Source organism: Allobosea robiniae (genome assembly GCF_900102525.1).
Classification (GTDB): Bacteria; Pseudomonadota; Alphaproteobacteria; order Rhizobiales; family Beijerinckiaceae; genus Allobosea; species Allobosea robiniae.
The window spans coordinates 427,021-452,121 of sequence record NZ_FNBZ01000005.1; the positions used below are offsets into that span (position 1 = coordinate 427,021).

A 25,101-nucleotide genomic window follows, 5' to 3' on the forward strand; every position below is an offset into this window, starting at 1 on the left:
GGTCGAAGGCGGAGCCTTTTGGGCTCCGCCCGGGTGACGTCAGCGATTGTTCTGGCGGTTGAAGCGGGTTTCCGCCTCTTCGAGGGCCGCCTTGACGGGAACGCCTTCCACGATGATACGCTGCGTCGCCTTGTTCAGCGCCTGACGGTAGCCGCCGACATTGAACTCGATCGGGGTCAGCCAGCCATATTTGCTCGCGCCCTCGGCGGCGACGCGGATATAGCCGTTGCCAGGCTGGTCGACGAAGGAGGCTACAGCCTTGGCCGTCGATGCCATCAGGGGCGATTGCCCGCCGACAGTGACCCAGATCTTCTCGGCTTCCGCCCCGAGCATGTAGTCGACGAACTTGCCGGCCTCCGCCTTCTGCGTGCCCTTGGACCAGACGCCGACGGCCCAGCCGGCCATGACGGCGGGAGAATGAGCGGTCTTGCCATTCCCGGGCCAGAGCATCAGGCCGACATTCTCCTTGCCGAGCTTGGCCTGGAGCGTCGAGACGCGCACGCTTGGGCCCTGGATCATCGCGACGCGGTCGGAGGAGAACTGCTCGAACAGATCATCGACCGTCCAGGTCGCCGATTGAGCCGGCGAGACATTGTATTTCTTGATCAGATCGGTCGCGAAGGTCATGGCCGCGACGCCTGCGGGACTCGCGAAATTCGCCTTGCCGTCGGCCTTGAACAGCTGCTCCCCCTCGCCAAGGAGATAGGGAATCATCATGTGCGGGTCGGCCTGCTGCTCGCTGAAGCCCTGGGCGAAGCCATAGCGCGTCACCTGGCCGGCGGCATTCTTCACCGTCAGCTTCTCCGCGGCGATGCGGAGGTCGTCCCAGGTCTTGATCGAGGCCGGGTCGATGCCGGCGGCCTTCAGCAGGTCCGCCCGGTAGACAATCGAGATGTAGTTCGGCGAGGCGAACATCGCATATTGCTTGTCGCCCTTCTTGGTCAGGTTCCAATAGGCGCTGGCATGGTCCTTGACCTGCTCGGCCGGCCATTTCCCGATGAACAGCTCGTTGAGGTCCGCCAGCGAACCCGAGCCGATCGCGTCGCCGAGGAAATCGGTGACGACCCAGCTGATGTCGGGCGCATTGCCGGCGCGATGGGCGGCCAGGAACTTCGGCGTCATCTGATCCCAGACCTGCGTCTCGACGACGATCTTGGTGCCGGGGTTCGCAGCCTCGTAATTCTTGATGATCTGCGCCAGAGCGACCTCGCGCGGCGACGTCCCGGTCGCGCTCAGGAACGTCCACATTCGGATCGTCTTCGTCTGCGCCGAGGCCGGGGCCTGCGGAATCAATGCGCTCGCCAGCACGCAGCCGAAAGCCGCGAGCGTGTTCAAAAGCTGACGTCTCTTCATCATGGGTTCCTCCCCGAAAATATGGCCGATTAGGTTCGGCTCTGTGCGAGTTCTTCGATCAGATTGCGGGCCTTGAGATCAGCCAGCGCATCCTTGAGCGAGCGGCCGAGATGCTCGCGCACCGCCTTGGCGTAGTCATTCGGGTTGCGGTCGCGCAGCGCCGCGAGGATCGCCCGGTGCTCGACGGCCTCCGAGGCGTGCCGCCCGCGCCAGGATTCGATGCCGCGCTGGATCCAGGCGTTGAGCACCTGCATCTGGATGCCGCGATAGGTCGAAAGCAGCAGCGCATTGCCGCTCAGCTCCACGATCTGATGATGGAAGCTCGCGTTCTGCTCGTGCCGATCCTTGTGCGAAATGGCTTGCGGATCGACTTCGAGACGCCGCTGGACCTCCTCGATCCGGTCGATCGCCGTGCCGTCGAGCGTGCCGTCCTTGAGCCGCTCGATCATCAGCTCGCCGGCCATCAGCTCGATCGCCAGCCGCACCTGCCAGAGGTCGAGGACCTGCTTGGCGTCGGGATCGCGAATGTGATAGCCGCGCCGCTGGATGACCTCGATGAAGCCTTCCGCCGCGAGCCGCATCAGGGCCTCGCGCACCGGCGTCAGACTGACGTTGAAATGTTCGGCCAGCTTCTCGGGATAAAGTCGCGCACCCCGCTCGAAATAGCCGAACACGATCATGTCGAGCAGCGTGCGCCGCAAGGTCTCGGCGAGCGTCTCGCCGGGCTTGCCGACGAGGTCGCCGAGGTCGCCGGGGCTACGCACCAAGATGGACATGGGCCCGCTCCTCTGTCTCCCCCAGGCCATTCACGGCATAGCGGGACAAGCGCCCGAGATCCGGCTCGCCGCCGTGACCGGGGGCATTCTGGGCGACGAGTTGTCCGCCTTCGGTGATGAGCGGGCGCACCGCCATGTTGTCACGCAGCGGATTCAGCAGGCGGTTCGCCTCATAGGCATGGACGGCGGGCGCGGCCCGGCAGGTATGCACGGCTGCCGAAACGGCGACGCAGGTGCCGACACCATGGGGCGCCATGCGGATGCCGGAGCGGGCGCAGAGCGCGCCGATCGCCATCAGCCCGGACACACCGCCGGCGCGCGAGATGTTGGGCTGCAGGAAATCGACCGCATCGGCGGCGACGAGCCTTGCATGAGCGTCCAGCGTGAAATCGTTCTCACCGGCCGCGATCGGCACGGGCGAGGCCTTGCGGACGGCCGCCAGCGCCTGCGGATCATCGGGCGGCACGGGCTCCTCGAACCAGCCGATGTCATAAGGGGTCAGCGCCTTCGCGACCGTGATCGCCGTCGCGACGTCATAGGCACAATTGGCATCGAGATAGAGCGCCGCGCCCGGCCCGATCTCGCCGCGCACGGCGGCGATGTGCTCGATGTCGGTCGCAAGGCCGCGGCCGACCTTGAGCTTGATGGCGGTATAGCCCTGATCGAGATAGGCACGCGCCGCGCGTGCCGATTTGTCGGGATGATCCTGGAATCCGACCGGACTGACATAGGTCGCGACCGGTCCCGGAGAACCACCGAGCAGTGTCGCCAGAGGCAGTCCGGCGGCCCGCGCCTTCAGATCCCACAAGGCGATGTCGACGCCGCTCAGGGCCTCGATGGCCGGGCCGCGCGTGCTGCCCATCGCCGTGAAATAGCGCTCCAGATCGCCAAGCATCTCCCGGGGATCGGCGATCGTCGCCCCGATCAGCGCTGGAGCGATGACACCGTTGATGATCGCAGTGGCAGCACCGGCATGGGGTAGACCGAAAGCCTCGCCATAGCCGATCGCCCCGTCATCGCTTTCCACGACGACGAGCGTCGCAACCTGTCCGGTGCGTGGGATGCGCCGAAAATGGGCGGCCGGGGCCAGCAATTCCGCCGGCACCTTGTCGATCCCGCCGAACACATCCGCGAACCGCGCTTCGAGCTGAATGGCTCTGAGTCGAGAAATCTTCAACACCGGCTCCTCCAATATTATAAATTATAATTTATTTTTTTGGAGAGGAGTCAAGCGGCGTGTGCGGCTTGGCGAAAGGCCGCCGATCTGACGATTTGCGACGCTCATCGCGAGCATCGTCCCCGAACAGCAGCGGGCCGAGGGAGCCGGTCCCTCCGAAGCTGTGTTTGGGGGGTGCAAGTTTGCCCTCTTGCGACGGGGATCGGCATGGGCTGTGGCCCCCAGCCTTTCAGGTCCCGCCGTTCGGTTCAGCAAACTCGTCATGGCGATGCGCGGAGGCTACAACGGTCCGCTGCTGTTCGGACAGGTTCGGATATGACATTGCGATTGAGTCGGTTCACGACGCTCACATTATGCCTTCTGGTTGCGCTCTCGACGCTTCCCCTGGCCTTCCGGTATCACTGGCTATGGGTCCCGGGGATGCTCGCGGCTCTTCTGGCGCTCGTCGGGTTATGGGACCTTGTCCAGACCGGCCACGCGATCCGCCGCAACTATCCGGTGATCGGCCATATCCGTTGGTTCGCGGAACTGGTCCGTCCCGAGTTGCGCCAATATCTTTTCGAGGCTGACGAGGAAGCCGCCCCGTTCTCCCGATCGCAACGCTCGCTAGTCTATCGCCGGGCCAAGGGCATCGCCGGCGACCACCCCTTCGGAACCATGCTCGACGTCTATCGAGAGGGTTACGAATTCATCGGGCACTCGACGCGCCCAGCGCCGGTGGCGGATCCCGACAGCTTCCGCATCACCATCGGCAACGACCAATGCCGACAGCCCTATTCGGCCTCGGTCTTCAACATCTCCGCCATGAGCTTCGGCTCGCTATCCGCCAACGCGATCCGCGCGCTGAACACCGGGGCGCGTCTGGGGAATTTCAGCCACGACACCGGCGAGGGTAGCATCAGCCCCTATCACCGCGCCGGGGGCGGCGACATCGTCTGGGAGGTTGCCAGCGGCTATTTCGGCTGCCGCGACGAGCAGGGGAATTTCGATCCCGACCGCTTCGCCCGCCAGGCGGCCGACCCCCAGGTGAAGATGATCGAGATCAAGCTGAGCCAGGGAGCCAAGCCCGGCCATGGCGGCATTCTACCGGCGCCGAAGGTTTCCCCCGAGATTGCCGAGACACGAGGCGTTCCGGTTGGGCTCGACTGCATCTCGCCCTCGAACCACAGCGCTTTCTCGACACCGCTCGAAATGATGGGCTTCATAGCGCAGTTGCGCGCGCTTTCAGGCGGAAAGCCAGTCGGCTTCAAGCTTTGCCTCGGCCACCCATGGGAGTTCATGGGCATCGTCAAGGCGATGCTGGCAAGCGGCGTCGTGCCGGACTTCATCGTCGTCGACGGCGCCGAAGGTGGCACCGGCGCCGCACCGGTGGAATTCAGCGACCATATCGGCCTGCCGATGCGCGAGGGTCTGCTGTTCGTTCATAACGTCCTCGTCGGCGCGGGGCTGCGCGACAGGGTGAAGATTGGCGTCGCAGGACGCATCGTCAGCGCCTTCGACATCGCCAGCGCGCTGGCGATCGGCGCGGACTGGACGAATGCGGCGCGCGGTTTCATGTTCGCTTTGGGCTGTGTCCAGGCGCTGTCCTGCAATACCAATCGCTGCCCGACGGGTGTCGCGACCCAGGATGCGGTTCGTCAGCGGGCGCTTGTCGTTCCGGACAAGGCACAGCGCGTCCACCTGTTCCACGCCAACACCCTCAAGGCTTTGGCGGACATGCTGGCCGCAGCCGGCCTCACCCACCCGTCCGATCTGGGTCCTCACCACCTCGTCCGCCGCGTCAGCGCGACCGAAATTCGCCTGTTCTCCGATCTCCATGTCTTTCTGGAGCCCGGCGAGCTCACCTCCGGAGAGTGCGAGCACGCATTCTATCGCCGCAACTGGGACGCCGCCCGCGCCGACAGCTTCGACAGGCTCGCGTGAATTGGCGGAAACCCCGCCTTGCCGAAGCGGCGGGGCCCTTGTGCGATCAAGCCTTGGCAGATTTTGGCTGCCCGCTGACGCCTCCGGTCATGCCGTCGAGCCAGGTGTCCGTGGCCGCGAACTGGCGCCCAGCCTCCACGGTCTTCCAGAATGTCACATCGGCCCAATGAACGATCGTATTCTCGAGACTGCGCTCGAGGAGCTCCCCCTCGGCAGAGTGCGCCGCGGCGATATGAGCCACGGCCTCGGGCAGGTCCATGGCGAAGCAGATGAACACCCCGTAACCGGGATGGCGCACCGACGGAAAGCCGACGGCATATGAGTCAGCCTTCCAGCGCTTGACGTTGTCGGGCTGGAACTCCCAGACCTTGCCGATGTCGTGGCAGAGCGCGCCCGCGATCAGGATATCGCGATCGTAGCGGAAATTGGGGAACAGGCCCGCCATCTCCTCGGCCGTCTTGACCGCAAGGCGGCAAACCGAGCGCATATGATCACATTGCGTGCCGGTCAGGAGCGGGTTCGAGTCGTAATTGCCCGATGGCTTCATGTCGCCGATCTGCGTGAAACCATGGGCTTCGAGCGCTGCGACCCAGGCATCGATGACTTTGTCGCGCAGGTTGTGATCCTTGATCCATTCGACCTCCGGCATCTCGGCGACGCGGGCGGCACGTTTGGCGTCGGTGATCTCGATCGACTTGCCACGCATTGTCACGGTTCGCGGGTAGTTCACAGCATTCTCCGAATTGAAGATCAGGCGTTGGACGAGGGTCACTGCGCGCCGATCAGGCGTGGCAGCCACATGACGATGTCGGGGGCGACGATGATCAGGACGATCATCAGGAGCAGGCTTCCGATGAAGGGCAGAACGCCGAGAATGACGTCGCTGATGACGCCGCGCCCTCGTACCCCCTGCACGACGTAGAGATTGACCCCGACCGGCGGCGTGATCATCGCGGTCTCGCACAGCAGGACGACCATGATGCCGAACCAGACCGGGTCGAAGCCGGCTTGCACCACGACGGGGACGATGATCGGGATCGTCACGATCATCATCGGCAGCGGCTCCATGAAGCAGCCGAGAACGAGATAGAAGATGATGATCGCGACCAGCGTGCCCATCGGCCCGAGCCCGAGGCCGGTGATGAAGCCGTTCAGCGCGGCAACGAGGCCGATCGCCGACAGCACGAAGTTCAAAAAGAAAGCCGATGCCACGATCAGCATGATCATGGCGGATGTCCGCATCGTGCCATCCAGCGCTTCGAGGATCATCCTGACGGACAGCTTGCGGTTGACCGCCGCCAGCGCGATCGCCACGACGACGCCCAGTGCAGCCGATTCCGTCGGGGTCGCGAAGCCCGCATAGATGCTGCCGATCACGATCACGAAGATGAACCCGGGAGGAACAAGTCCGCTCAGGCTCTCGAGGCGTTCCTTCCAGGAGGTCTCGATCGCGCGGCCACGCCATTCCGGCCGGACGAGGCAGCAGATCAAGATCGTCGCCATGAAGATCAGCCCGAGCACGATCCCGGGCACGAAGCCGGCGAGATAGAGCTGCGGCACGGAGGTCTGCGTCAGCCAGCCATAGATGATCAGGTTGATCGATGGCGGTATCAGGATGCCGAGCGTGCCACCGGCGGCAATGGTGCCGAGGAAGAGCCTCTCGCCATAGCCGTAGGTCTTGATCACCGGCGTCGCGACGGTTCCGATGGTCGCGGCCGTCGCCACGCTCGAGCCCGAAGTCGCCGCAAACACCATCGAGGCACCGATATTGGCGTGCATCAGCCCGCCCGGGAGCCAGGCGAGCCAATGGCTCATCGAGCGATAGAGTCGATCCGCCATGCCCGAGCGCAGCAGGATCTCTCCGAGCAGCACGAAGAGCGGCACGCTGACGAGGATGGCATTGGTCGAGGCCGACCAGATGACCTCGCCCATGGCGAGATAGATCGGCATCGGCGAGAACGCCGCCCCCAGCGACAACGCCAGAAGGAGAAGCGCCGCGCCGACGGGGATGCTGAGGCCGAGCAGGAGGATGAGGAGGCCGAGCGAGGTCTGGACCATGGCCGCTATCTCTGGATCACGGGTTGAGCGTCGACGGCGTCGAGCGCCTCTTCGATTTCATCGGCGACATCGGGTGTCGTGACCATTGCGGCAGCGGCTGCGCGGTCACCGCGCATGAGGGCGAGCGCGACGAGGGCGAGCTGCTCCACGCAGACGAAGGCGAACCAGACCAGCCCGATGAACCAGAGCCCTTGCGGGATGACCAGCAATGTCCCCAGCGAGGTGTTCTCGCGTGCACCGAGGGTCCACGAGGTATCGACCGTGTCCCAGGCGAACCAGGCCATGATGAGTGCGACGGCGCCGAGCGCACCGAGCGCGAGGACATCCAGGGCGAACCTGATGACCGGCGGCGTCCAGTTCCTGATGACGTCGATCCGGACATGGGCGCGGTTCAACAAGGCGTAACTGAAGGCCCAGCTCGCGGAGATGGCGAGCGCATAGCTCGACAGCTCCGTGCCAACGCTGAACGGGATATGGATCACCTTGCGCGCCAGGATCTCCATGGTGATCACCACGGAGGATCCGACGAGCATCAGGCCGCCGATGCGGGCCATCCAGAGCGAGATGGCCGCGACGATCGCGTGAAATGCGTTCATGGCAATGTGCCCCGAAAAGCCCGCGGGTTACTGCGCCTTGGCCTCGATGCCCGCGACCTTGCCGACCGTCGCGTTCCACTCGGTGACGCATTCGGTGCCGCAGCGCTTGGCCCAATCGGGCAGGATCCGCTCGCGCAGGATCTTCTGCGCGGCCGCCTTGTCCGGCTCGGAGACGGTGACGAATTTCATCTTGGGACTGGCTTCGATGCCGTCCTTGCAGGGGCCGAGACCGGTGTTGCAGTTCACGCCGTCCTGGATGTCGTTGCCCGCCTGCACCCACATGCGATCCTCCAGTTCGGCGAATTGCTGTTCGAGAATGGTGCGGGTCTTCGGGTCGAGCTTCGCCCAGCTGCTCAGATTGGCGCCGAAAAACGTCATCGACCAGCCCATGGGCAGCGCATAGAGATGGTCGCTCACCTCCCACCAGCGTGCGGTATTGCCGGCTGACGTGCCTGTCACCGCGCATTGCGCGACGCCGCGCTGCATCGCCGGGATGACTTCGGCGAAGGGAACGTTCACCGAAGAGCCGCCGGCGCCCTCGACCATCTGCGACATTGCCCGGTTGAAGGTTCGCACCGCCTTGCCGCGCAGCGAATCCAGCCCCGTGATCTCGCCCTTGCAGTAGAACATCTGAGCCGCCACCGGGCTCATGCTGAGCAGCTTGGTGTGGTATTTCGTCTCGAGCGCCTTGGCGAGCGCGGGGCGGAAGGCGTCGGCAGCCTTGCGCTGCGTGACGATATCGACGGTCACGCCGGGCAGATCGAGGCCGTCGAAGCGGGAATCCTCGCCCGCCATGTAGGACATCGTCGCCTCGGAGATATCGAAGACGCCCTGCCGCAACAGGCGCAGCACCTCGGGGCCGCGTAGGCCGAGTTCCTCGAGCGATCCGAACGTCGTGGTAATCGCGCCGTTCGTCTTTGCCGCGAGCATCTCGGTGAAGAACGGCTTGTAGACCTTCTGGAACAGGTTCTGCGTCTGGTTTCCGCCAGAGACCTTGAGATTGATCTTCGGGAAATCCTGAGCCTGGGCGCCGAGCGCCGACATTCCAAAGGCTGCCAGAAACGCCAATACACGAAGCGGTCGCTGCATCACTCTCTCCCTTGAAAGGTCGATTATTCGACTTCTGGCGGGCAGCGTAAGCCGCATTGCAATCGCAAATCCAATTGGATTATCTCGTGCGACAACATTGGAATTTTCAATGCGCCCGACGATCGCGGAATTAGAGGCCTTTGTCTGGACAGCCCGACTTGGCTCCGTGCAGGCGGCCGCGAAGCATCTTTTCCTCGCGCAGCCAACCGTGTCGCTTCGGCTGAAATCCCTGCAGGACGAGCTGGGCGTCAAGGTTTTCGATCGCGCCGGCTCGACGCTGCGCCTGAGTCCGGACGGCGAGCTGCTTTTCGGGCACGCCATCTCGATCATCGAGGAGCTCGGCCGCATGCGCGAGCGTGCAGGGTCGACCGGGGCGCTTCACGGCACGGTGAAGGTCGGCATGCCGGAAACCTTCGCGGTCGCCTGCCTGACGCTGATCCTCAAGGACCTTGGAGCGCTCTATCCGCGGCTGCGGCTGGAACTCTCCGTGGCCACGAGCTCCCAGCTCGAGGACGAACTCCGCGAGCACAGGCTCGACGTCGCCTTTCTGGTCCACCCCAGCGACGGCGTTGCGATCAGGCTGGTCGAGCTCGGGCGCCAGGAGGCGGCATGGGTCGCCGCCAAGAGCCTCGGCCTCGGCCCGATCGTGCGGCCTGCCGATCTGCAGGACTGCCAGATCCTGACCAACCCCCCGCCATCCGCCATGCATCGCCAGATCACCGAGTGGTTCAGCGCGGCAGACGTCAAACCGCGCCGGCTGGACTTTTGCACGGGCCAGATGGTCATCGCCCATCTGGTTCAGGAGGGCGTGGCCGCCGCCTTCCTGCCTGTAAAACTGATGGAGCCCGCTCTTGCCGACGGGCAAATCGTGAAGCTGCGAGCCGTGCCGGACTTCGCGCATGCCGCGCTTTGCGCCGGCCATCGCATCGGAGGAGCGACCGCCGAGATCGAGGCGGTGATCGCGGCGGCGCGACGGGTTCTGGGGACGATGCCGTTCCTGCTGCCGCCAGCACGGAGGGGGCGCGAGTGCGAGGGCTGATATCGGCCCAGCCCGTCAGCGCGGGCCGTCCACCTTGAGATAGTCGATCGCGTCGAGCGCCTTCTGGATCGATTTCAGCATGGCGCTGACCGGAGCGGTCAGGCCACCTTCCGGATAGCTTGCATAGACCCTGCCGTGATTGAGGTCCGGAACCGGGCGCAGCACCGTGACGAGACCGGCCTTGACGTCGGCCTCCATCATCCGGACCGGCAATACGCCGAGGGCCACGCCCGACGAGACGAGATGGCCGATCACGGCGACGCTGTTGCAAAGATCATGGCGAAGCGGTTCGAGGCCGGCAGTCGCGAACCAGTCCTTGATCTGTCGGAACATGGCCGATCTCGGCTGATTGCTGACGATCGGCAAGGGACAGAGGTCGGCAGGACGGACTTCCGGACCGAGCCCCCATTTCACCGAGGCGACCCAGGCCGTGTCCTGCACGCCAAGCGGAACCAGCCTCATGCCGGGACGCCCGATCGGGTTGACCAGAACTGCGAGGTCCAGCCTGCGGTCATTGAGTTCGCGTTCCAGCTCGTAGCTGATCGAGACGACGTATTCCGCCTTCAGCAATGGATAATCCGCCCGCACCGTTTCCAGCAGGGTCGGCAGGCAGGTCATCGCGAAGCCTTCGGCAAAGCCGACGCGGATACTGCCGGTCACGACCGCAGGGTCGGTCTGCAGCATGATCCGGTCGGCTTCCTCCAGCAGGGCGGCAGCGCGCGGGAGCAGGGCGAGGCCGTCCGCTGTCGGCGCAAGTCCCCGGCCCTTGCGCTGGAACAGCCGGACATCGAGCGCCTGCTCGAGATCGCGCAGGCGCAGCGAGATGGTGGGCTGCGACATGTGGAGATGGCCCGCAGCCTTGCTCAGCGAGCCGAGGCGAACGGTCCAGAAGAAGGCCTCGAGTTGCGCAATGGTGAATCTCATGCCTGGCGCATTCTCATATTGAGATTCCTGATTGATACCCCTGCAGATAAACCAATTGGATTGGCGATGGCAAAGCTGATTAACGGTTGAGTCCCTGCCGCAACCTGCCTGTCGTTCATGCTGTCCGCGCCTCCCAAGATACGTCGCATCGACGGGTTCGAGCTCACTGCGAAGCTGAGCGAGACCGTCGGCAATTCGCGGCAGATGTTCGATCGCCGCGGCGCCCTGCTCCTGCGGGTCACCAGCGATACGGGCGCGGTCGGCTGGGGCGAGACCTGGGCCTATCCCGGCGCGGCTGCCGCGCTTGTCCGCGAGCATTTCGCCCCTGCCCTGCTCGGCCGCGACGCGACGACGCCGCGCGCCGGCTGGCAGGCGATGGCTGCCGGGCTCGGCTATGACCGACGTGGCATCTCGACGATGGCGCTCGGCGGGCTCGATGTCGCCTTGTGGGACCTCGCCGGGCAGATCGCCGGACTGCCGGTCCATGCCCTGCTCGGCGGCAAGCTGCGGGACCGGATTCCGGCCTATGTCAGCGGCCCCTTCATGAAGCCGGGCCGCGATCCCTATCGCGACTTCGAGGCCGATATCGCCGGCTATCTCGACGCCGGCTTCCGGGCGATCAAGCTCAGGATGGGCAGCGACCCGGCTCGGGACGGCGCAACCGCCCATAAGGTCCGCGCCCAGATCGGCGACGCCATGCCGCTGATGGTCGATCTCAACGAGGGCTTCACCGTCGAGGGTGCGCTCGCGATCGCCCGGCGGCTCGCGGAGGTCGATCCGGTCTGGCTCGAGGAGCCGATCGCCCATGACGACCTGCCGGGTTATCGCCGCTTCGCCGCCAAGGCGCCGATGCCTCTGGCGGGCGGCGAGGCGCTCTTCGGCCTGCGCGCCTTCCGGGATTATCTCACCGCCGGCGTGTTCGACTTCATCCAGCCCGATCTCGGGCTGTGCGGCGGGCTCTCCGAGGGGATGCGGATCTCGGCGCTGTGCGAGGCGTTCGAAGTCGCCCTGGTGCCCCATGTCTGGGGCTCCGTCGTGAATTTCCAGGCCTCGCTGCATTTTGCGGCCTGCCTGCCCGAGCGGCGCGGCCGCCTGCACTGGCCGCTGTTCGAATACGACCCTTCCGAAAACCCGCTGCGCACCGCCTTCGCCAGCCATCCGCTGGACGCCGACGGGGCGGTTGCGGTTCCGGACGCCCCGGGCCTGGGTCTTGACCTGACGCCCGAGCGGCTTGCGCCGTTCATCACGAACCATTGGACGATTGAATAATCGGCTCGTCGGATTCAACCGAGAGCGAACCTAAAGGGAGACGACCATGCGATTGACATCCATCCTGCGTTCCGCGCTCGTCGGCGCGGCCTGCCTTGCCGGGCTGACATCCGCGTCGGCTCAGCAGCCGAAGGTGCTCAATCTGGCCTTCGTCGGCCGGGTCACGGCGCCCGAAGGCGTCGCCATGACGGCCTTTGCCGAAGAGATCAAAGCCAAGACCAACGGCCGCATCGAAATTCGCCTGCATCCGGGCGGCGCGCTCGGCGGCGACCGCGAGGTGCTGGAAGGACTTCAGCTCGGCACCGTCGATCTCACCGTGCCCTCGACCTCGGTGATCGCGAATTTCGTGCCCGAGGTCCAGGTTTTCGACATCCCCTTCCTGTTCCGAGATTTCGACCACGCCCAGGCGGTTCTCGACGGCCCGATCGGCCAGGAGATCCTGGCCAAGTTCAAGGCCAAGGGCCTTCAGGGCCTCGCTTTCGGAGGCATCGGCTTCCGTCAGCTCACCAATAGCCGCCGGCCGGTCAACGGCCCCGACGACGTCAAGGGGCTGAAGATCCGCACCCAGGAGAACCAGATCCATCTCCAGGTCTGGCGCGCGTTGGGGGCGCTGCCGACGCCGATGGCACTGCCGGAAGTCTTCACGGCCCTGCAGCAGGGCGTGGTCGACGGCCAGGAAAACCCGATCGGCGCGATCCTCAACAACAAGTTCGGACAGGTGCAGAAATACCTGACGATCACCAACCACGCCTTCACGCCGGTCGGCTTCGTCATGGCGCCCCGTGCCTTCGAGGCGCTGTCGCCGGAGGATCAGAAGCTCTTCGTCGAGGCCGGTCGCCGCGCCATGGCGATCTGCAAGGACGAGGTCGGCAAGGTCGAGAAGACCGGCATCGACGAGTTGCGCAAGCTCGGCGTGCAGGTGGTCGAGAAGGTCGATACCGCCAAGTTCCAGGACCTGCTCAAGCCTGCCTTCGCCGAGCTAGGCAAGCGCTTCGGCGAGGCGACGATCGCGCGCATCAAGGACCAGAAGTGAGCGCGCGGCAGTCCAGGGCGGTCGCGCTGCTGTTGGGCGCGGAGCGCATCGTCACCGGCGCCGGCCTCGTGGCCGGCTGCCTGGCGATGGCGCTGGCGGCCTGCGTCGGGCTCTTCCAGGTCCTGACCCGCTTCATCCTTCAGGAACCCGCGACCTGGTCCGAGCCGCTGATCCGCGCCTTGCTGATCTGGATGGCCTATCTCGGCCTGGCATCGGCGGTGCGGGCCGGATCGCTCGTTTCGGTGGATCTGCTTTATCGCCTCGTCAAAGGACGAAATCGCCGGCTTCTCGAAGCCGCGATCGCGATCGCGACCTTCGCACTGCTGGCGATCCTGTTCTGGTTCGGCGCCGATCTGGTCTGGCGGGTCCGCTTCCAGAACCTGGCCGGGCTCGAGATTCCGATCAGCTACGCCTATGCCGCGATCCCGACCGGAGCGCTGGTCTCGATGCTCGCCGTGATCGCGCATTTCTTCGATCCACGCCGCGAAGAACTCGAAACCGCGGTCTGAAAGACGATTTGCCATGACTGCAACGATGCTCGTCACGATGTGCGTGCTGTTCCTGCTCTCGGTGCCGGTGGCTGTGGCCGTCGGCCTCGCGGCGGTCGCGGGACTCGGCCTCTACACCCCGCTGCCGCTGGTGCTGGTGGCGCAACAGGCGTTCGCCTCGCTCGACAAGTTTCCGCTGGCGGCGGTGCCGTTCTTCATCCTCGCCGGCAATCTCATGGGCGAGGGCGGCATTTCGCGGCGGTTGGTCGATTTCGCCAAGAGCCTGGTCGGCGGCGTGCAGGGCGGCCTCGCCTGCACCTGCATCCTGACCTGCATGATCTTCGCCGCGGTCTCCGGATCGAGCGTGGCCACGACCTTCGCCATCGGTGCGATCCTGATCCCGGCGATGGTCAAGCACGGCTATCCGATCTCCTTTGCGGCTTCGCTCCAGGCCAGTGCGGCCGAGCTCGGGGTGATCATCCCGCCTTCGATTCCGATGATCCTCTACGGTGTTGCAGCCGAGGTCTCGATCGGCGAACTCTTCGTGGCCGGCTTCGGCCCCGGCATCCTGATCGCCTGCGCGCTGATGCTCTCGGTCTGGCTCTGGTGCCGCATCCGCGACTATGGCCGCAACGATCACGAAGGGCGCATGCAGGTGCTGGCGGCAACGCGGGCTGCCGGCCTTGCCCTGATGATGCCGGTGATCATCCTCGGCGGCATCTATGGCGGCGTCTTCACCCCGACCGAAGCCTCGATCGTCGCGGTGTTCTATGCGCTGATCGTCAGCTGCTTCATCTATCGCGAGCTCGATTTCGCGACGGTGATCGCGATCCTGCGCAAATCGGTGGTCTCTTCATCGGTGATCATGCTGATCATCGCGATGGCGGGCCTGTTCAGCTTCCTGCTGACGCGCGCCGGCGTGCCTTCCCAGATCGGCGCCTATATCATCGCGACCTTCGACAGCGGCTGGTCCTTCCTGCTCGCAGTCAATCTCTTCCTGTTCGTGATCGGCATGTTCATCGAGACTTCGGCGGCGATCATCGTGCTGGCACCGATCCTGGCGCCTGTCGCGCTGCGCTTCGGCATCGACCCCGTGCATTTCGGCATGGTCATGGTGGTCAATCTGGCGCTCGGGATGATCACGCCGCCCTTCGGCGTCAATCTGTTCGCAGCCTGCGCGGTTGCCCGGATTTCGCTGGACCGGATGACGAAATCGCTCCTGCCCTTCATCGGCGTCGTCTTCGCCTGCCTGATGCTGATCACCTACATGCCCTGGATTTCGCTCGCCTTGCGGGATTTTGTCTACCGCTGATCTTTTTGCCGCGAGCGAGCGGCTATCGCGCGCACGGGACGCGTCCGATCTTGGGAGCGGCCAGGACTCATACTCTTTGATCGGGAAAAATACGTCCTGTGTGCGAGCGGGATCGTCACTGCCGGGTTCGTGTCAGGTCCACATGCGCCAAGCGATTTTGATCATCCCAGCCGATGCCTCGGAGAGCGTTGCCGGCCGAAGGCGCTCCAAAAATCATGAGAGCGCTGCTCGGAAGCCCACCAGGTGTCCGGCAAACCGCGAGCATTTCGGAGAACTGCGCGCCATCCAAAATCCCGCTATGCACCTATACCGGTGCCTCGGTGGCTCTCCTGCTCGTATGGAAAAGCGCGAGAACGAAGACGAGCGACAACAGCAGCACGATCGTCGGGGCCGGCGCACTGTCGAGGAAAAACGAGAGATAGACGCCCAACACGGAACCGGTCACCGCGATGATGACCGATATCAGCAGCATCGTGCTGAAGCGGCGGGTCAGCAGGAACGCGATGGCGCCGGGCGCGATCAGCATGGCGATGGCGAGGATGATGCCGACGGCCTGCAGCGCGCCGACGATCGTCAGCGAAATCAACGCCAGCAGGCCGTAATGCAGCAGCTTGACCCGCAGGCCGATCGCCTGTGCCTGCGCCGGATCGAAGGCGTGCAGCAGGAAATCCTTCCACTTGATGCCGATCACCGCCGCCGTGAAGGCGGCAATCGCGGCAGCGCCGGCAATGTCCGCCCCGGAGACGCCGAGCATGTCCCCGAAGAGGATGTGGTCGAGATGCACGTCGGACTGGATCTTGACGTAGAGCACGAGGCCGAGCCCGAACATGCCCGAGAAGACGACCCCCATCACCGTGTCCTGCTTGATCCGGCTGTTCTCCTTGAGGAAGCCGGTCGCAGTGGCGCAGATCATACCGGCGACGAAGGCGCCGATCGCATAGGGAAAGCCGAGGATATAGGCGAGGACCACGCCCGGAAACACGGCATGGCTGATCGCGTCGCCCATCAACGACCAGCCCTTCAGCACGAGGAAGCAGGACAGCAGCGCCATCGGCACGGCGACGATCGCCGAGATCACCAGCGCGTTGATCATGAAGTCGAAACGGAAGGGCGACAACAGCATATCGATGAGAGCCATCACCCGGCCTCCAGCTCGCAGGCGGCGCGGCGGCGGGCCGCCAGCAGGCCATGCTTGGGCGCAAGGAAGAAGGCGACAAGGAAGATCGTGGTCTGCAGCACGACGATGATGCCGCCGGTCGCCCCGTCGAGAAAATAGCTGATATAGGCGCCGGTGAAGCTCGTCAGCGCGCCAATCGCCACTGCGATCACCAGGAGCCGCGGGAAGCGGTCGGTCAGCAGATAGGCGGTGGCGCCGGGCGTGACCACCATGCAGATGACGAGGAAGGCGCCCACCGTCTGCAGGGCCGCCACCGTCGAGGCCGAGAGCAAGGTGAAGAACATCAGCTTCAGCGCCGTCGGATTGAGGCCGATCGAGCGCGCATGGCTCTCGTCGAAGAAGGTCACCATCAGGTCCTTCCATTTGACGAGCAGGATGGCGAGCGAGACGAAGCCGATGGCCGCGAGCTGGATCGTGTCGGCCGGCGTGATGGCGAGCACGTTGCCGAGCACGATCGTCTGGATGTTCACCGAGGTCGGCGACAGCGAGACCATGAACAGGCCGAGCCCGAAGAAGCTGGAGAAGATCAGGCCGATGATGGCGTCTTCCTTCAGCCTTGTCCGCTGGTTCAGGAAAAGCATCGCGCCGGCCGCGAGCCCGCCGGAGAAGAAGGCGCCGACCGAAAAGGGCAGCCCCAGCATGTAGGCGCCGGCAACGCCCGGCACGATCGCATGCGAGAGCGCATCGCCGATCAGCGACCAGCCCTTCAGCATCAGATAGCAGGACAGGAAGGCGCAGACGCCACCGACGAGGGCGGATACCCACATCGCATTGCGCATGTAGCCATAGGCGAAGGGTTCGAGCAGAACGGCGATCATGGCCGCTCACCCTGCGGCGTTTCGGCCTCCCGGCTGGATGCCTTGCCCTCGCGCAAGATCAGCGGCCGCTCGTCATCGGTGAAGACGCCGACCGGCGCCTGCCCGCTGCGGCCGGGCTCGTTCAGCACAAAATGACGCAGAACGCCGCCGAAGGCGCGCTGCAGGTTTTCCTGCGTGAAGGTCTCCGCCGTCGGGCCATGGGCCAGCACCGTTCCCTTGATCAGGATGGTGCGGTCGCAGAATTCCGGCACGGAGCCGAGATTATGCGTCGAGACGAGCATGACCCGCCCCTCGGCCCTGAGCTCGCGCAGCAGCGCGATGATCTGGTCCTCGGTCTTGACGTCGACGCCAGTGAAAGGCTCGTCGAGCAGGATGACCCGGCTGTCCTGGGCCAGGGCACGTGCCAGGAAGACGCGCTTCTTCTGTCCGCCCGAGAGCTCCCCGATCTGACGCTTGCGAAAGGCGCTCATGTCGACGCGCTCAAGCGCGGCGGCGACAGCCTCGTGATCGGCCGCCTTGGCGATGCGCATCATGCCCATATGGCCGTAACGGCCCATCATCACGACGTCCTCAACCAGGACCGGGAAGGTCCAGTCGACCTCTTCGGCCTGCGGCACATAGGCGATGAGGTTGCGGCGCAGCGCCTCGCGCACCGCCATGCCGAGGATGCGGATGTCGCCCTTCGCAAAGCGCACGAAACCCATGATCGCCTTGAACAGCGTCGACTTGCCGGAACCGTTGACGCCGACCAGTGCCGCGATCGTGCCGGTGGGGATGCGGAAGCTCGCATCCCGAAGCGCCGTATGGCCGTTGCGATAGGTGACCGTCGCATCGGTCACCGCAATCCCTGAGCCCTCCTCGGCAGCGGGCGGAAGCGAGCGACCGGCGACGGGAGCGTTCACCGCGTCAGCCCCTTCGCGATCGTGTCCGCGGTAACCTTGAGCAGGTCGATATAGGTCGGGACCGGGGCGTCCGCCTCGCTCAGAGAATCCACGTAGAGCACGCCACCGTAGCTTGCGCCGGTCTCGCGCGCGACCTGCTGGGCCGGCTTGTCGGAGATCGTGCTCTCGGAGAAGACCACGGTGATCTTGTTCTTGCGCACGGCGTCGATGACCTTCCGGACTTGCTGCGGCGTGCCCTGCTGGTCGGCATTGATGGGCCAGAGATAGAGTTCCTTCAATCCGAAATCGCGGGTCAGATAGGAGAACGCCCCTTCGCTGGAGACGAGCCAGCGCTTCTCCGCGGGGACGGCGGCAAGCTCCGCCTTGATCGGGTCGATGACAGCCTTGATGCGGGCCTTGTAGGCCTCGGCATTGGCTTTGTAGGCGTCGGCGTTCTTGGGATCGTGCTTGGCGAAGGCATCGCGGATATTGTCGACATAGATCAGCGCCGCCGCCGGCGACATCCAGGCATGCGGGTTCGGCTTGCCCTTGTAGGGGCCTTCGCTGATCCCCATCGGCTCGACGCCCTGCGAGACGACCACGCTGGGAACGTTCCTGAGATTGCGGAAGAATTTCTCGAACCACAGTTCGAGATTGAGGCCGTTCCAGAGGATAAGCTGCGCGCCCTGCGCACGCTGGATGTCGCCTGGCGTCGGCTGGTAGTTATGGATCTCGGCGCCAGGCTTGGTGATCGACTCGACCACAGCCACGTCGCCGGCGACGTTGCGCGCGATATCGGCGATCACCGTGAAGGTCGTGACGGCCTTGAACTTCTCCTGCGCCGCGGCGGGCACGACACTGCATGCGGCGAAAAACGCGGCGCCCATCAAACCGATGAGAGCCGATCTGCGCGAGCCAACGGCCATCGAGGCATCCTTATTGACAATGAATTGCAACAAATCCCTTCTAACTCGAAGCCTGTAAATTTTGCAAGTGCGAGCTATTAGCAATTACAGGATCGGCAATCATGCCCGCGCGAGAGACCCCACTGAACCACACATCAGAGCGCTGTCGCGGGCGGCTGACTTGTTCGCCGAGGCCCCAGCCGCACTCGCGGCGCGCCCGACACGATTCGAACGTGTGACCGTTGCCTTCAGAGAACTGCGCGCCATCCAAAATCCCGCATTGCCGAAGCGGCGGGGATCGGCTATCCAGCCTGCACGGTTAGCGCCCGTAGCTCAGCTGGATAGAGCGTTGCCCTCCGAAGGCAAAGGTCACACGTTCGAATCGTGTCGGGCGCGCCATTAAAATCAAATAGTTAGCATTGGCTACACCCGCCAGATCATTCGGGGAGTCGCCACGGTGGACGGAAACGTTAGGCATCGTGCGGTGACACGTGGCGCACCGCCTACCTCATGCAGCCTTGCGCCAGTCGGTGCATTCGACCTTGGTCCGCGGCTGCGGCGCAGGTGCCTCGTCATCAAACAGGTACTGCTTGATGACGTTTTCCAGCTCGCCGGTGTCCTTGCGGGCCTTGATGCCGATCTTCACGCCGAACTTGATAAAGTGGAGCTGCTCAGAATCGTCGGGCGCGAGCACGCCAGTCGCCCGACGCAGGCCCGCAAAGTCGCGCTGGCCGATCTCCTGCGCCTGCGGGTTATCGTTTTCGAGGTTGTAGTTGATGTAGAACGGGCGCTGATCGTAATCGCCGCCGACAATCTGAGCTTTGCAGGCCAGCAGCATGCCGGTTCCCTTGGACGTCGCCTTATACTCGCTCTCGACAATCTCCAGCGTGTATTCCCCGGCAGGGAGGGGCGTAAAGCCCGCTGACGGCTCGGCGTCGGGATTGTAGTTGGATGCGATGTTGGCCATAGCGCTGCTCCTGTTTCGTGGTTTCCGTTAATGATAAACGTAAAACACGGAAAACATAACACGTCAACGGAATTCGTTTGTGGTACACGAATTCCATGAAACAGATTTCGATTGCCCAATGCCGCGCCGCACGCGGCCTCATGGATTGGTCTCAGGCGGAGCTAGCGTCTCACTCAAACCTGAGCGAGAGCACCATTCGCGATTTCGAGAAGAATCGGCGCATTCCCGGCCCAAACAATCTCGCTGCCATTCGCGCTGCCTTTGAAGCCGCCGGCGTCGAGTTCATCGACGATGAGCGTGGCGAGGGCGTGGTGAAGTTGCGCTTACCGGCCCGCCAAACGGCCACTGAGGCGGAGATGCAGGCCAGCGCCGACGATGTCAGATCACAAGCCGCGAGTGCCGTAGACGAGGCCTTGAGCGGCTCGGATGCGACCGCGCAGCAAAAGGCGGAGCGTCGGGGAGAGCTGACGGACGAGCCCGCCGTGGTTTGGCGCGCGCGGGGTAAGGGCCAGCCGAGAGCGCCGAGGGCCAAGGAGTGAGCGACGTGCGCGGCGAAGGCGTCGAGAAGCTGAGAAAATAATGTTTAACGTCAAAAGTCAGTATAGCGATTTATAATTAGGATTCGCTGCCGCGTCGGTTGACAACCATTACTCACCGCGCTCGTTCTCATACGAAAGAATTACAGACGATTCCTATGGACTCTCTGTCTGATTCGCGTAACGACTCTGCCTCCACTTGAGGCGAGCGCATGTCACCAAACGAAGCACTCAGACCTGTCTTCGTAACGCGGAAGACGGCCGCCAAGCTGATGGAAATCAGTACAGATACGTTTGACCTGTGGCTCCAACAGGGCTTCGTGCCGCGGGCGCACATCAACCGCGGCCAGATCATGCGATGGCACTGGCCCAGCGTTGAGCAGAAATTGGCGCCGCCCCTGGAAATGGAAAAGCCGGCCTGGGTGATGCCAGAGGGACCTTACGTGCGGCCACCCCGCGGGAGAAGGCCGAAGCCATGACCGGCCCGCTTGGCACGATCTACAGCCTGCAGGAAGCCGCAGACCATCTGCGTATTTCCAAGCAAGCTCTAGCCCGGGCTGCGAGGCGATACGGCATCGGCTCGATGTTCGGTCGCCATCATCGGTTCACAGATGACGACCTTAAGGCCATCCTCGAGGCCATGAAGATCCGCGGAGAAGAGGCCAATCCGGTCGCGGTCCGGGCGGCGTACCAGAGCCTCAAAAAGATGGCGCAGGCAAAACGAGACGAGAAGGTTCGGCAGCGGGCCGCAGCTAGGGGAGGAAACAATGGAAAGCGCTGAGTTGGTGAAAGTCTCGCCGATGCAGGTCCGAGTCGCGACGGTTCAGGTTGATGGAGAGGTCGCCGGCGCTGATGCCTTTAACATGGACCACTTCGGCGGCATCCTGCCGAACGTCGGCGACCAGTTCCTTCTGATCCGCAGCCCTGATGACTACGACACAGTAACGGTGCAAAGGCGCTATTTTACGACCGAGGCTGCGACCCGCAGCATCTACTGGACGCTCGTCGTCAAAGTCGCCGAGGCTTGCTCGCAATTCACGCAGGTTGCCACCAATGCTCTAGCCGTGACCGATTACCTTGAGGCGGCCAAGCAGGGGGGGCCCGTGCCGGAGGTGGTAGCGAAGCGGCGGAAGACGAACCGAGTTGGCTGAAAGCCAGCCATGAGCGAGCCCGACGATCGCCCCCGTCTGATGACGAAGCAGCAGGCCGCGGCCTACTGTGGTGTCAGCGCCCCTACCTTCACTAAGTGGGTTTTGGCTGGCGATATGCCGGGGCCGTTCAAGTCGACGCGCATGTACGACCGGCGGGCGATTGACCTTGTCCTCGACCAAGCGGCCGGCATCTCACAAGGGGCGCCACCCAAGGAGGACGCGCTCGACAAATGGCGGCGCGAGAAAGCGGAGCGGGAAGCAAGGTCTGAAAGCGCTTTTGATAGGTGGGAACGCGAAGAAGCAGTGAAGGCTGCCGCGAGCATGACGCCGTACCAAGCTGCGCTCACGGCTTCGGGGGAAACAAGCCACGAGAAATGGTATCGCGAGAGCCAGGCCCGGAAAGCTAGGAAGGCCGAGAGGGCGCGCGCGAAGGAAGTGTCTGACGCTGCGAAGGCTAAGCTAACGAAGTGACCTATCAGATCGGCCCCAACACGCCGCTACGGCTCGCCAAGGCCGCCGCCCTAGCGTTCCCGGATGGAGGTATGACCGAGAAAGGACTGAGGCGCGAGCACGCCCGCGGCAACCTCACGATCGAGCGCGTAGCAGGCAAGGATTACACAACGCTCGCATACATTGAGGAAATGCGCCGTCGGTGCCGGCTCGTCTCAGATATCACCGCGGCCCGCTCACGTTCTCCCGAGAATCTGGACAGATTTCTCGCAAACCTAAAGGCCCACGCAATTAGCGCGAAGGCTCGGCGACAGCTGCAGAAACCATGACCGACGCGCCCATCCAACCCGTCTTCGTTGATCGAAAGACAGCGGCGGCCAAGCTCATGATCAGCATGGAGACTTTCGACTTATGGGTGCGGCAAGGCTTTGTGCCCCGCGCCCACGTGCAACATGGTCAAATCTATCGCTGGCACTGGCCGACCCTAGAAAAGAAGCTGGCGGGCGAGGAAATACCCAAGCTCGACGAACCGGTGCGAAGAATCATGCCTGAAGGCCCGTACGTTAGGGTGAGGCGCAAGAAGGGCCAGTGCGCGATTGAGGCGTCTAAGGAGCGACGCCGTATCGAGCGAGACGACACCCCTTGACCGCTCCCGCTATGGCAGGTGACGCTGCGGGGGTGGGGGAATAGAAAATGGCTAGATGCACAGCGCCAAGATTTGGTCATCGTACAGCGAGCGGGAGAGCAGCATGTCCGGCATGCGGCGGCTCTGGTGGATATAGAAGTTATGGCTCCTATTCGCCGCCATCATACTCGTATTCATCAAGCAGCAGCGGAGGGGGACGGAGCAGCGGCGGCGGCTCTGGACGAACTGTCAAACCGCGATGGTCAAAGGCGGGATCAACGATTTTCTATACGCCCGCCCAAGTTCAAACGCTCACGCCGATCCGCGAGAACGTAGAGAAGCAGGCTACTCTAGATCTACGCGACATTTTCCTATGCCATGCATGGGATGACCGCCAAGGGCATCGGCTCTCGACGCCGAGCCAGCGCTTCCAGTGCGAGCTGGCCTCGGATCGGTGTTAGGGCCGCCCATAACCTCTGAGAAAGACGCCCCTGCCGTGATGCCGGGGGTGGAGGTGATCCTCTGACCGAATGACGCCTTGGCCCCGACATTGCTCTCTAATCCAGCACTACGCCTATGTCGGCCCAAATTGAAACACTAGTATCGCGTGGGGCCACTATGCCGTTGGATCTAGATCGCGGGCGTGCCGTCTCGAACTATGACGAGTGCGGCGTTCACCTATTGAGTGCGTTCTTTTGTCTGACTGAGCGCACTGCTGATGATGCCCATCTGAGGGAAGAGATCGAACGCGTGTTGGTCGAATTGTTCAAGGCACAGATCGCCGCCAGCCAGTCGAACATCATCCAGTTCTGCCGTCAGCCACCGCTTGCTGGGTAAGCAATGAACCGGCCTAGCGGCTTCGCCGTCGTCATGGTGTTGGCCGCTCTGGTGGCGTTCGGTGCGTATGGGTGGATGACGGGGACTTCGCGATAAGCCGAGGGAACAGTCAGTTCGGCAGACCGTTCATCGAAGGGGGCAAATGGAGGCTCTCATGCGCGACGGTCAAGGCAACAAGCTATCCCCGGAAGAGCAGCAAAAGGTGCGCTCGATCCAAGGTGCTCCCGACAAGAACTCGGTCAGCGGCATTTCCATAGATCCCAATGCGGGCAAGGATACCGGTGAGGCCGACAAGCCTTTGGTACCGCCCAGCGAGAAGCCGGCTGCGGGCCCAGGCGAATAGGCTCAGAGCAGCGAAACCTGCGTCAGCGCCGAGCATGAACGGCAAGGCCTTGGGATTGCTGAAACGTATCGCGGGAGAGGGCGCTTCATCGCCTCCCAACGATGCGCGCCCTCTCCTCTCGCATCGAGTTCCATGTCACGCTGGCCCATTCCGAAGCGAGAGGTCAGGCATTATGGGATTGCGGCCCTCCAGCGGATTACGGACGGATTAAAGGGGCGTCAGGCGCGCGATGAAAGCTCCCTACCCGTCGTTCTTCGCCCGCTGGTAGCTGCTGATCCCGATGGCGGCGGGAGCCGTCATTTGGTGGGCGGTTTTCTTCGGTTAGGCGCGGAGGCTTTGGGCGGCTGTGTTCGGCTAGACACCGATCTTGTCTGCAGACATTTCGATCTGGACAACCAGCCCCGCGGGATTCCAGTCAAACCGCATAAGAGCGCCGAGTTGCGCTTTGGCCGCACGATCCACGAGCAGGCTACCGAAGCCTTGCCTATGGGGTGACCCGACGACGGCTGGTCCACCGCGCTCCTCCCACACCAAGACGACGTGCTCGCCGGAACCCTTAACTTCTATCCGCACGTTCCCCGTCGGGATTGAAAGTGCGCCGTGCTTGACGGCATTCGTCGCAAGCTCGTGAATGATAAGGGCAATGGATGTCGAACTGGAGCGTCCGATGCGAACCTTATCGCCGCCAACACTGATCCGAATGCTACCTTCGGCATTGTAGGGCGCAATCAGGCGGCCAATCAGATCGGGCAGATTGTCCGAAGACTCATCGCCGTTCTTATCCAGGACGATGCCGTGGGCCCTGTGCAGCGCGGTCAACCGGCCGATGATTTCATCTGCAAATTTTGCAGCTGCAGGCTCCGCGCGAGCGCCCATCGAAATGAGGCTGCTGACCACGCTAAAAATGTTGCCAATGCGGTGCTGCAGTTCGCGGGCGATCAACTCGCGCTGCTCTTCTGCCGTACGGCGTGCGGTAATGTCGATGTGGGCTCCAATGAGCTTGATCGGTTTCCCGAGATCATCACGTTGAATTTCAGCCTTGGCCAAGATCCATCGGGTCTCTCCGTCGGACGGTCGGATTATCCGATATTCGACCTCATAGTCGGTGTCGAAGCTATCAACGCTTTGTTGGAAATGGCTTACGACTCGATCGCGATCCTCGGGATGGATCCGCGCAACCCACGCCTCGTGACTTTCGTTCGCAGCATCTGCCGGCAATCCATGAACCGCCAGGTATTCCGGGGATCGCTGGTTGCGAAATGCGCCTTCTCTGAGATCGACTTCAAGGCCCCCGATTTGTCCGATGCGCTGCACGCGCGCGAGCTCGTCTTCGCGCGAGCGTAACTGCTTCAGTGCCTCGTTCAGCGGCAACGG

Annotated in this window: 28 protein-coding genes and 1 tRNA gene; 14 read left to right on the plus strand and 15 right to left on the minus strand. The window is 63.6% G+C overall.

All coding sequences use genetic code 11. The annotated features are described in order from the left end of the window. Window positions 1–39 precede the first annotated feature (39 nt). From BLQ70_RS16450 to BLQ70_RS16460, 3 genes are read right to left on the minus strand one after another with little or no spacing between them, the layout of a single operon-like run. The gene (locus tag BLQ70_RS16450) at window positions 40–1,356 is read right to left on the minus strand and encodes an ABC transporter substrate-binding protein (protein ID WP_091858660.1); all 1,317 of its coding nucleotides are present in this window, start codon (window positions 1,354–1,356) and stop codon (window positions 40–42) included. A gap of 26 nt (window positions 1,357–1,382) precedes the next feature. Continuing rightward, window positions 1,383–2,129 (minus strand): GntR family transcriptional regulator, encoded by a 747-nt coding sequence (locus BLQ70_RS16455; RefSeq protein ID WP_170843441.1) that lies wholly within the window; start codon window positions 2,127–2,129, stop codon window positions 1,383–1,385. After that, window positions 2,110–3,306, minus strand: coding sequence for a mandelate racemase/muconate lactonizing enzyme family protein (locus BLQ70_RS16460; protein WP_139163568.1), 1,197 nt, complete (start codon window positions 3,304–3,306; stop codon window positions 2,110–2,112). The genes BLQ70_RS16455 and BLQ70_RS16460 overlap by 20 nt, the downstream gene beginning before the upstream one ends. Window positions 3,307–3,621: 315 nt before the next feature. On the opposite strand from BLQ70_RS16460, the gene BLQ70_RS16465 reads away from it, so the two are divergent. Continuing rightward, entirely contained in the window at window positions 3,622–5,229 is a 1,608-nt protein-coding gene (locus BLQ70_RS16465; protein ID WP_091858668.1) for an FMN-binding glutamate synthase family protein, read from the plus strand. 46 nt (window positions 5,230–5,275) lie between these two features. Here BLQ70_RS16465 and BLQ70_RS16470 read toward each other — a convergent pair whose 3' ends face one another. From BLQ70_RS16470 to BLQ70_RS16485, 4 genes are read right to left on the minus strand one after another with little or no spacing between them, the layout of a single operon-like run. Next, complete coding sequence (locus BLQ70_RS16470; protein WP_210184309.1) at window positions 5,276–5,959, minus strand: HD domain-containing protein; 684 nt, start codon at window positions 5,957–5,959, stop codon at window positions 5,276–5,278. Between the two features lie 38 nt (window positions 5,960–5,997). Then, window positions 5,998–7,287: a TRAP transporter large permease gene (locus BLQ70_RS16475; RefSeq protein ID WP_091858671.1), complete on the minus strand. Its 1,290-nt coding sequence runs from the start codon at window positions 7,285–7,287 to the stop codon at window positions 5,998–6,000. 5 nt (window positions 7,288–7,292) lie between these two features. Further along, window positions 7,293–7,883, minus strand: a complete 591-nt coding sequence (locus BLQ70_RS16480; protein WP_091858674.1) for a TRAP transporter small permease subunit — start codon at window positions 7,881–7,883, stop codon at window positions 7,293–7,295. 27 nt (window positions 7,884–7,910) lie between these two features. Next, on the minus strand, window positions 7,911–8,972 hold the full coding sequence (locus tag BLQ70_RS16485) for a TRAP transporter substrate-binding protein (RefSeq protein WP_170843442.1): 1,062 nt from the start codon (window positions 8,970–8,972) through the stop codon (window positions 7,911–7,913). 109 nt (window positions 8,973–9,081) lie between these two features. Between BLQ70_RS16485 and BLQ70_RS16490 the strand changes: the two genes are divergently transcribed. Next, entirely contained in the window at window positions 9,082–10,011 is a 930-nt protein-coding gene (locus BLQ70_RS16490; RefSeq protein WP_091858680.1) for a LysR family transcriptional regulator, read from the plus strand. 15 nt (window positions 10,012–10,026) lie between these two features. Here BLQ70_RS16490 and BLQ70_RS16495 read toward each other — a convergent pair whose 3' ends face one another. Both BLQ70_RS16495 and BLQ70_RS26145 read right to left on the minus strand, forming a co-directional pair. Then, window positions 10,027–10,935, minus strand: a complete 909-nt coding sequence (locus BLQ70_RS16495) for a LysR family transcriptional regulator (RefSeq protein ID WP_162766209.1) — start codon at window positions 10,933–10,935, stop codon at window positions 10,027–10,029. Further along, window positions 10,932–11,054, minus strand: a complete 123-nt coding sequence (locus tag BLQ70_RS26145) for a hypothetical protein (protein WP_280140821.1) — start codon at window positions 11,052–11,054, stop codon at window positions 10,932–10,934. Before BLQ70_RS26145 ends, BLQ70_RS16495 begins: the two co-directional genes overlap by 4 nt. Here BLQ70_RS26145 and BLQ70_RS16500 point away from each other — a divergent pair. The 4 genes from BLQ70_RS16500 to BLQ70_RS16515 are packed head-to-tail and all read left to right on the plus strand — an operon-like array spanning window position 11,053 to window position 15,037. Beyond that, window positions 11,053–12,204 (plus strand): mandelate racemase/muconate lactonizing enzyme family protein, encoded by a 1,152-nt coding sequence (locus BLQ70_RS16500; RefSeq protein ID WP_091858682.1) that lies wholly within the window; start codon window positions 11,053–11,055, stop codon window positions 12,202–12,204. The two genes, BLQ70_RS26145 and BLQ70_RS16500, sit on opposite strands and share 2 nt — an antisense overlap. Window positions 12,205–12,250: 46 nt before the next feature. Further along, window positions 12,251–13,237: a TRAP transporter substrate-binding protein gene (locus BLQ70_RS16505; protein ID WP_210184310.1), complete on the plus strand. Its 987-nt coding sequence runs from the start codon at window positions 12,251–12,253 to the stop codon at window positions 13,235–13,237. After that, on the plus strand, window positions 13,234–13,746 hold the full coding sequence (locus tag BLQ70_RS16510; protein WP_091858685.1) for a TRAP transporter small permease: 513 nt from the start codon (window positions 13,234–13,236) through the stop codon (window positions 13,744–13,746). Before BLQ70_RS16505 ends, BLQ70_RS16510 begins: the two co-directional genes overlap by 4 nt. A gap of 13 nt (window positions 13,747–13,759) precedes the next feature. After that, complete coding sequence (locus tag BLQ70_RS16515) at window positions 13,760–15,037, plus strand: TRAP transporter large permease (protein ID WP_091858688.1); 1,278 nt, start codon at window positions 13,760–13,762, stop codon at window positions 15,035–15,037. A 304-nt stretch (window positions 15,038–15,341) separates the two neighbouring features. Here BLQ70_RS16515 and BLQ70_RS16520 read toward each other — a convergent pair whose 3' ends face one another. The 4 genes from BLQ70_RS16520 to BLQ70_RS16535 are packed head-to-tail and all read right to left on the minus strand — an operon-like array spanning window position 15,342 to window position 18,839. After that, window positions 15,342–16,175 carry a metal ABC transporter permease gene (locus tag BLQ70_RS16520; protein ID WP_091858691.1) on the minus strand — a complete coding sequence of 278 codons (834 nt, stop codon included), beginning with the start codon at window positions 16,173–16,175 and terminating at the stop codon, window positions 15,342–15,344. Continuing rightward, complete coding sequence (gene sitC / locus BLQ70_RS16525; RefSeq protein WP_091858694.1) at window positions 16,175–17,032, minus strand: iron/manganese ABC transporter permease subunit SitC; 858 nt, start codon at window positions 17,030–17,032, stop codon at window positions 16,175–16,177. Before sitC ends, BLQ70_RS16520 begins: the two co-directional genes overlap by 1 nt. Next, window positions 17,029–17,934 carry a manganese/iron ABC transporter ATP-binding protein gene (locus tag BLQ70_RS16530; RefSeq protein WP_091858697.1) on the minus strand — a complete coding sequence of 302 codons (906 nt, stop codon included), beginning with the start codon at window positions 17,932–17,934 and terminating at the stop codon, window positions 17,029–17,031. Before BLQ70_RS16530 ends, sitC begins: the two co-directional genes overlap by 4 nt. Beyond that, window positions 17,931–18,839, minus strand: a complete 909-nt coding sequence (locus tag BLQ70_RS16535; RefSeq protein ID WP_091858891.1) for a metal ABC transporter substrate-binding protein — start codon at window positions 18,837–18,839, stop codon at window positions 17,931–17,933. Before BLQ70_RS16535 ends, BLQ70_RS16530 begins: the two co-directional genes overlap by 4 nt. Window positions 18,840–19,140: 301 nt before the next feature. On the opposite strand from BLQ70_RS16535, the gene BLQ70_RS16540 reads away from it, so the two are divergent. Beyond that, window positions 19,141–19,217: transfer RNA gene (locus BLQ70_RS16540), tRNA-Arg, on the plus strand. Between the two features lie 109 nt (window positions 19,218–19,326). On the opposite strand, the gene BLQ70_RS16545 is transcribed toward BLQ70_RS16540, so the two are convergent. Beyond that, window positions 19,327–19,785: a DUF669 domain-containing protein gene (locus tag BLQ70_RS16545; RefSeq protein WP_091858700.1), complete on the minus strand. Its 459-nt coding sequence runs from the start codon at window positions 19,783–19,785 to the stop codon at window positions 19,327–19,329. Between the two features lie 95 nt (window positions 19,786–19,880). Here BLQ70_RS16545 and BLQ70_RS26195 point away from each other — a divergent pair, with 95 nt between their 5' ends. From BLQ70_RS26195 to BLQ70_RS16595, 7 genes are all read left to right on the plus strand, one after another. Then, a complete protein-coding gene (locus BLQ70_RS26195; protein ID WP_082617541.1) occupies window positions 19,881–20,324 on the plus strand; it encodes a helix-turn-helix domain-containing protein in 444 nt (147 codons plus the stop codon). A gap of 472 nt (window positions 20,325–20,796) precedes the next feature. Then, the gene (locus tag BLQ70_RS16560) at window positions 20,797–21,102 is read left to right on the plus strand and encodes a helix-turn-helix domain-containing protein (protein ID WP_061969035.1); all 306 of its coding nucleotides are present in this window, start codon (window positions 20,797–20,799) and stop codon (window positions 21,100–21,102) included. Beyond that, window positions 21,089–21,472, plus strand: a complete 384-nt coding sequence (locus BLQ70_RS16565; protein WP_091858706.1) for a hypothetical protein — start codon at window positions 21,089–21,091, stop codon at window positions 21,470–21,472. Before BLQ70_RS16560 ends, BLQ70_RS16565 begins: the two co-directional genes overlap by 14 nt. A gap of 9 nt (window positions 21,473–21,481) precedes the next feature. Then, window positions 21,482–21,943, plus strand: coding sequence for a helix-turn-helix transcriptional regulator (locus BLQ70_RS16570; protein WP_091858709.1), 462 nt, complete (start codon window positions 21,482–21,484; stop codon window positions 21,941–21,943). Beyond that, window positions 21,940–22,251, plus strand: coding sequence for a hypothetical protein (locus tag BLQ70_RS16575; RefSeq protein ID WP_091858712.1), 312 nt, complete (start codon window positions 21,940–21,942; stop codon window positions 22,249–22,251). Before BLQ70_RS16570 ends, BLQ70_RS16575 begins: the two co-directional genes overlap by 4 nt. Beyond that, a complete protein-coding gene (locus BLQ70_RS16580) occupies window positions 22,248–22,568 on the plus strand; it encodes a hypothetical protein (protein WP_091858715.1) in 321 nt (106 codons plus the stop codon). The genes BLQ70_RS16575 and BLQ70_RS16580 overlap by 4 nt, the downstream gene beginning before the upstream one ends. A gap of 970 nt (window positions 22,569–23,538) precedes the next feature. Beyond that, entirely contained in the window at window positions 23,539–23,727 is a 189-nt protein-coding gene (locus BLQ70_RS16595) for a hypothetical protein (protein WP_139163570.1), read from the plus strand. A 354-nt stretch (window positions 23,728–24,081) separates the two neighbouring features. Here the strand turns inward: BLQ70_RS16595 and BLQ70_RS16600 are convergent, their stop codons facing one another. After that, on the minus strand, window positions 24,082–25,098 hold the full coding sequence (locus BLQ70_RS16600) for a PAS domain-containing protein (RefSeq protein ID WP_082617510.1): 1,017 nt from the start codon (window positions 25,096–25,098) through the stop codon (window positions 24,082–24,084). Window positions 25,099–25,101 lie beyond the last annotated feature (3 nt).

Excerpts from the sequence above, each read along its gene's own strand:
- BLQ70_RS16450 (WP_091858660.1), bottom strand. The coding sequence starts at position 1,356 with ATGATGAAGAGACGTCAGCTTTTGAACACGCTCGCGGCTTTCGGCTGC.
- BLQ70_RS16455 (WP_170843441.1), bottom strand. The coding sequence starts at position 2,129 with ATGTCCATCTTGGTGCGTAGCCCCGGCGACCTCGGCGACCTCGTCGGC.
- BLQ70_RS16465 (WP_091858668.1), top strand. The coding sequence starts at position 3,622 with ATGACATTGCGATTGAGTCGGTTCACGACGCTCACATTATGCCTTCTG.
- BLQ70_RS16475 (WP_091858671.1), bottom strand. The coding sequence starts at position 7,287 with ATGGTCCAGACCTCGCTCGGCCTCCTCATCCTCCTGCTCGGCCTCAGC.
- BLQ70_RS16480 (WP_091858674.1), bottom strand. The coding sequence starts at position 7,883 with ATGAACGCATTTCACGCGATCGTCGCGGCCATCTCGCTCTGGATGGCC.
- BLQ70_RS16485 (WP_170843442.1), bottom strand. The coding sequence starts at position 8,972 with ATGCAGCGACCGCTTCGTGTATTGGCGTTTCTGGCAGCCTTTGGAATG.
- BLQ70_RS16490 (WP_091858680.1), top strand. The coding sequence starts at position 9,082 with ATGCGCCCGACGATCGCGGAATTAGAGGCCTTTGTCTGGACAGCCCGA.
- BLQ70_RS16495 (WP_162766209.1), bottom strand. The coding sequence starts at position 10,935 with ATGAGATTCACCATTGCGCAACTCGAGGCCTTCTTCTGGACCGTTCGC.
- BLQ70_RS16500 (WP_091858682.1), top strand. The coding sequence starts at position 11,053 with ATGCTGTCCGCGCCTCCCAAGATACGTCGCATCGACGGGTTCGAGCTC.
- BLQ70_RS26145 (WP_280140821.1), bottom strand. The coding sequence starts at position 11,054 with ATGAACGACAGGCAGGTTGCGGCAGGGACTCAACCGTTAATCAGCTTT.
- BLQ70_RS16505 (WP_210184310.1), top strand. The coding sequence starts at position 12,251 with ATGCGATTGACATCCATCCTGCGTTCCGCGCTCGTCGGCGCGGCCTGC.
- BLQ70_RS16515 (WP_091858688.1), top strand. The coding sequence starts at position 13,760 with ATGACTGCAACGATGCTCGTCACGATGTGCGTGCTGTTCCTGCTCTCG.
- BLQ70_RS16520 (WP_091858691.1), bottom strand. The coding sequence starts at position 16,175 with ATGGCTCTCATCGATATGCTGTTGTCGCCCTTCCGTTTCGACTTCATG.
- sitC (WP_091858694.1), bottom strand. The coding sequence starts at position 17,032 with ATGATCGCCGTTCTGCTCGAACCCTTCGCCTATGGCTACATGCGCAAT.
- BLQ70_RS16535 (WP_091858891.1), bottom strand. The coding sequence starts at position 18,839 with ATGGCCGTTGGCTCGCGCAGATCGGCTCTCATCGGTTTGATGGGCGCC.
- BLQ70_RS16545 (WP_091858700.1), bottom strand. The coding sequence starts at position 19,785 with ATGGCCAACATCGCATCCAACTACAATCCCGACGCCGAGCCGTCAGCG.
- BLQ70_RS26195 (WP_082617541.1), top strand. The coding sequence starts at position 19,881 with ATGAAACAGATTTCGATTGCCCAATGCCGCGCCGCACGCGGCCTCATG.
- BLQ70_RS16560 (WP_061969035.1), top strand. The coding sequence starts at position 20,797 with ATGACCGGCCCGCTTGGCACGATCTACAGCCTGCAGGAAGCCGCAGAC.
- BLQ70_RS16565 (WP_091858706.1), top strand. The coding sequence starts at position 21,089 with ATGGAAAGCGCTGAGTTGGTGAAAGTCTCGCCGATGCAGGTCCGAGTC.
- BLQ70_RS16570 (WP_091858709.1), top strand. The coding sequence starts at position 21,482 with ATGAGCGAGCCCGACGATCGCCCCCGTCTGATGACGAAGCAGCAGGCC.
- BLQ70_RS16580 (WP_091858715.1), top strand. The coding sequence starts at position 22,248 with ATGACCGACGCGCCCATCCAACCCGTCTTCGTTGATCGAAAGACAGCG.
- BLQ70_RS16595 (WP_139163570.1), top strand. The coding sequence starts at position 23,539 with ATGCGCGACGGTCAAGGCAACAAGCTATCCCCGGAAGAGCAGCAAAAG.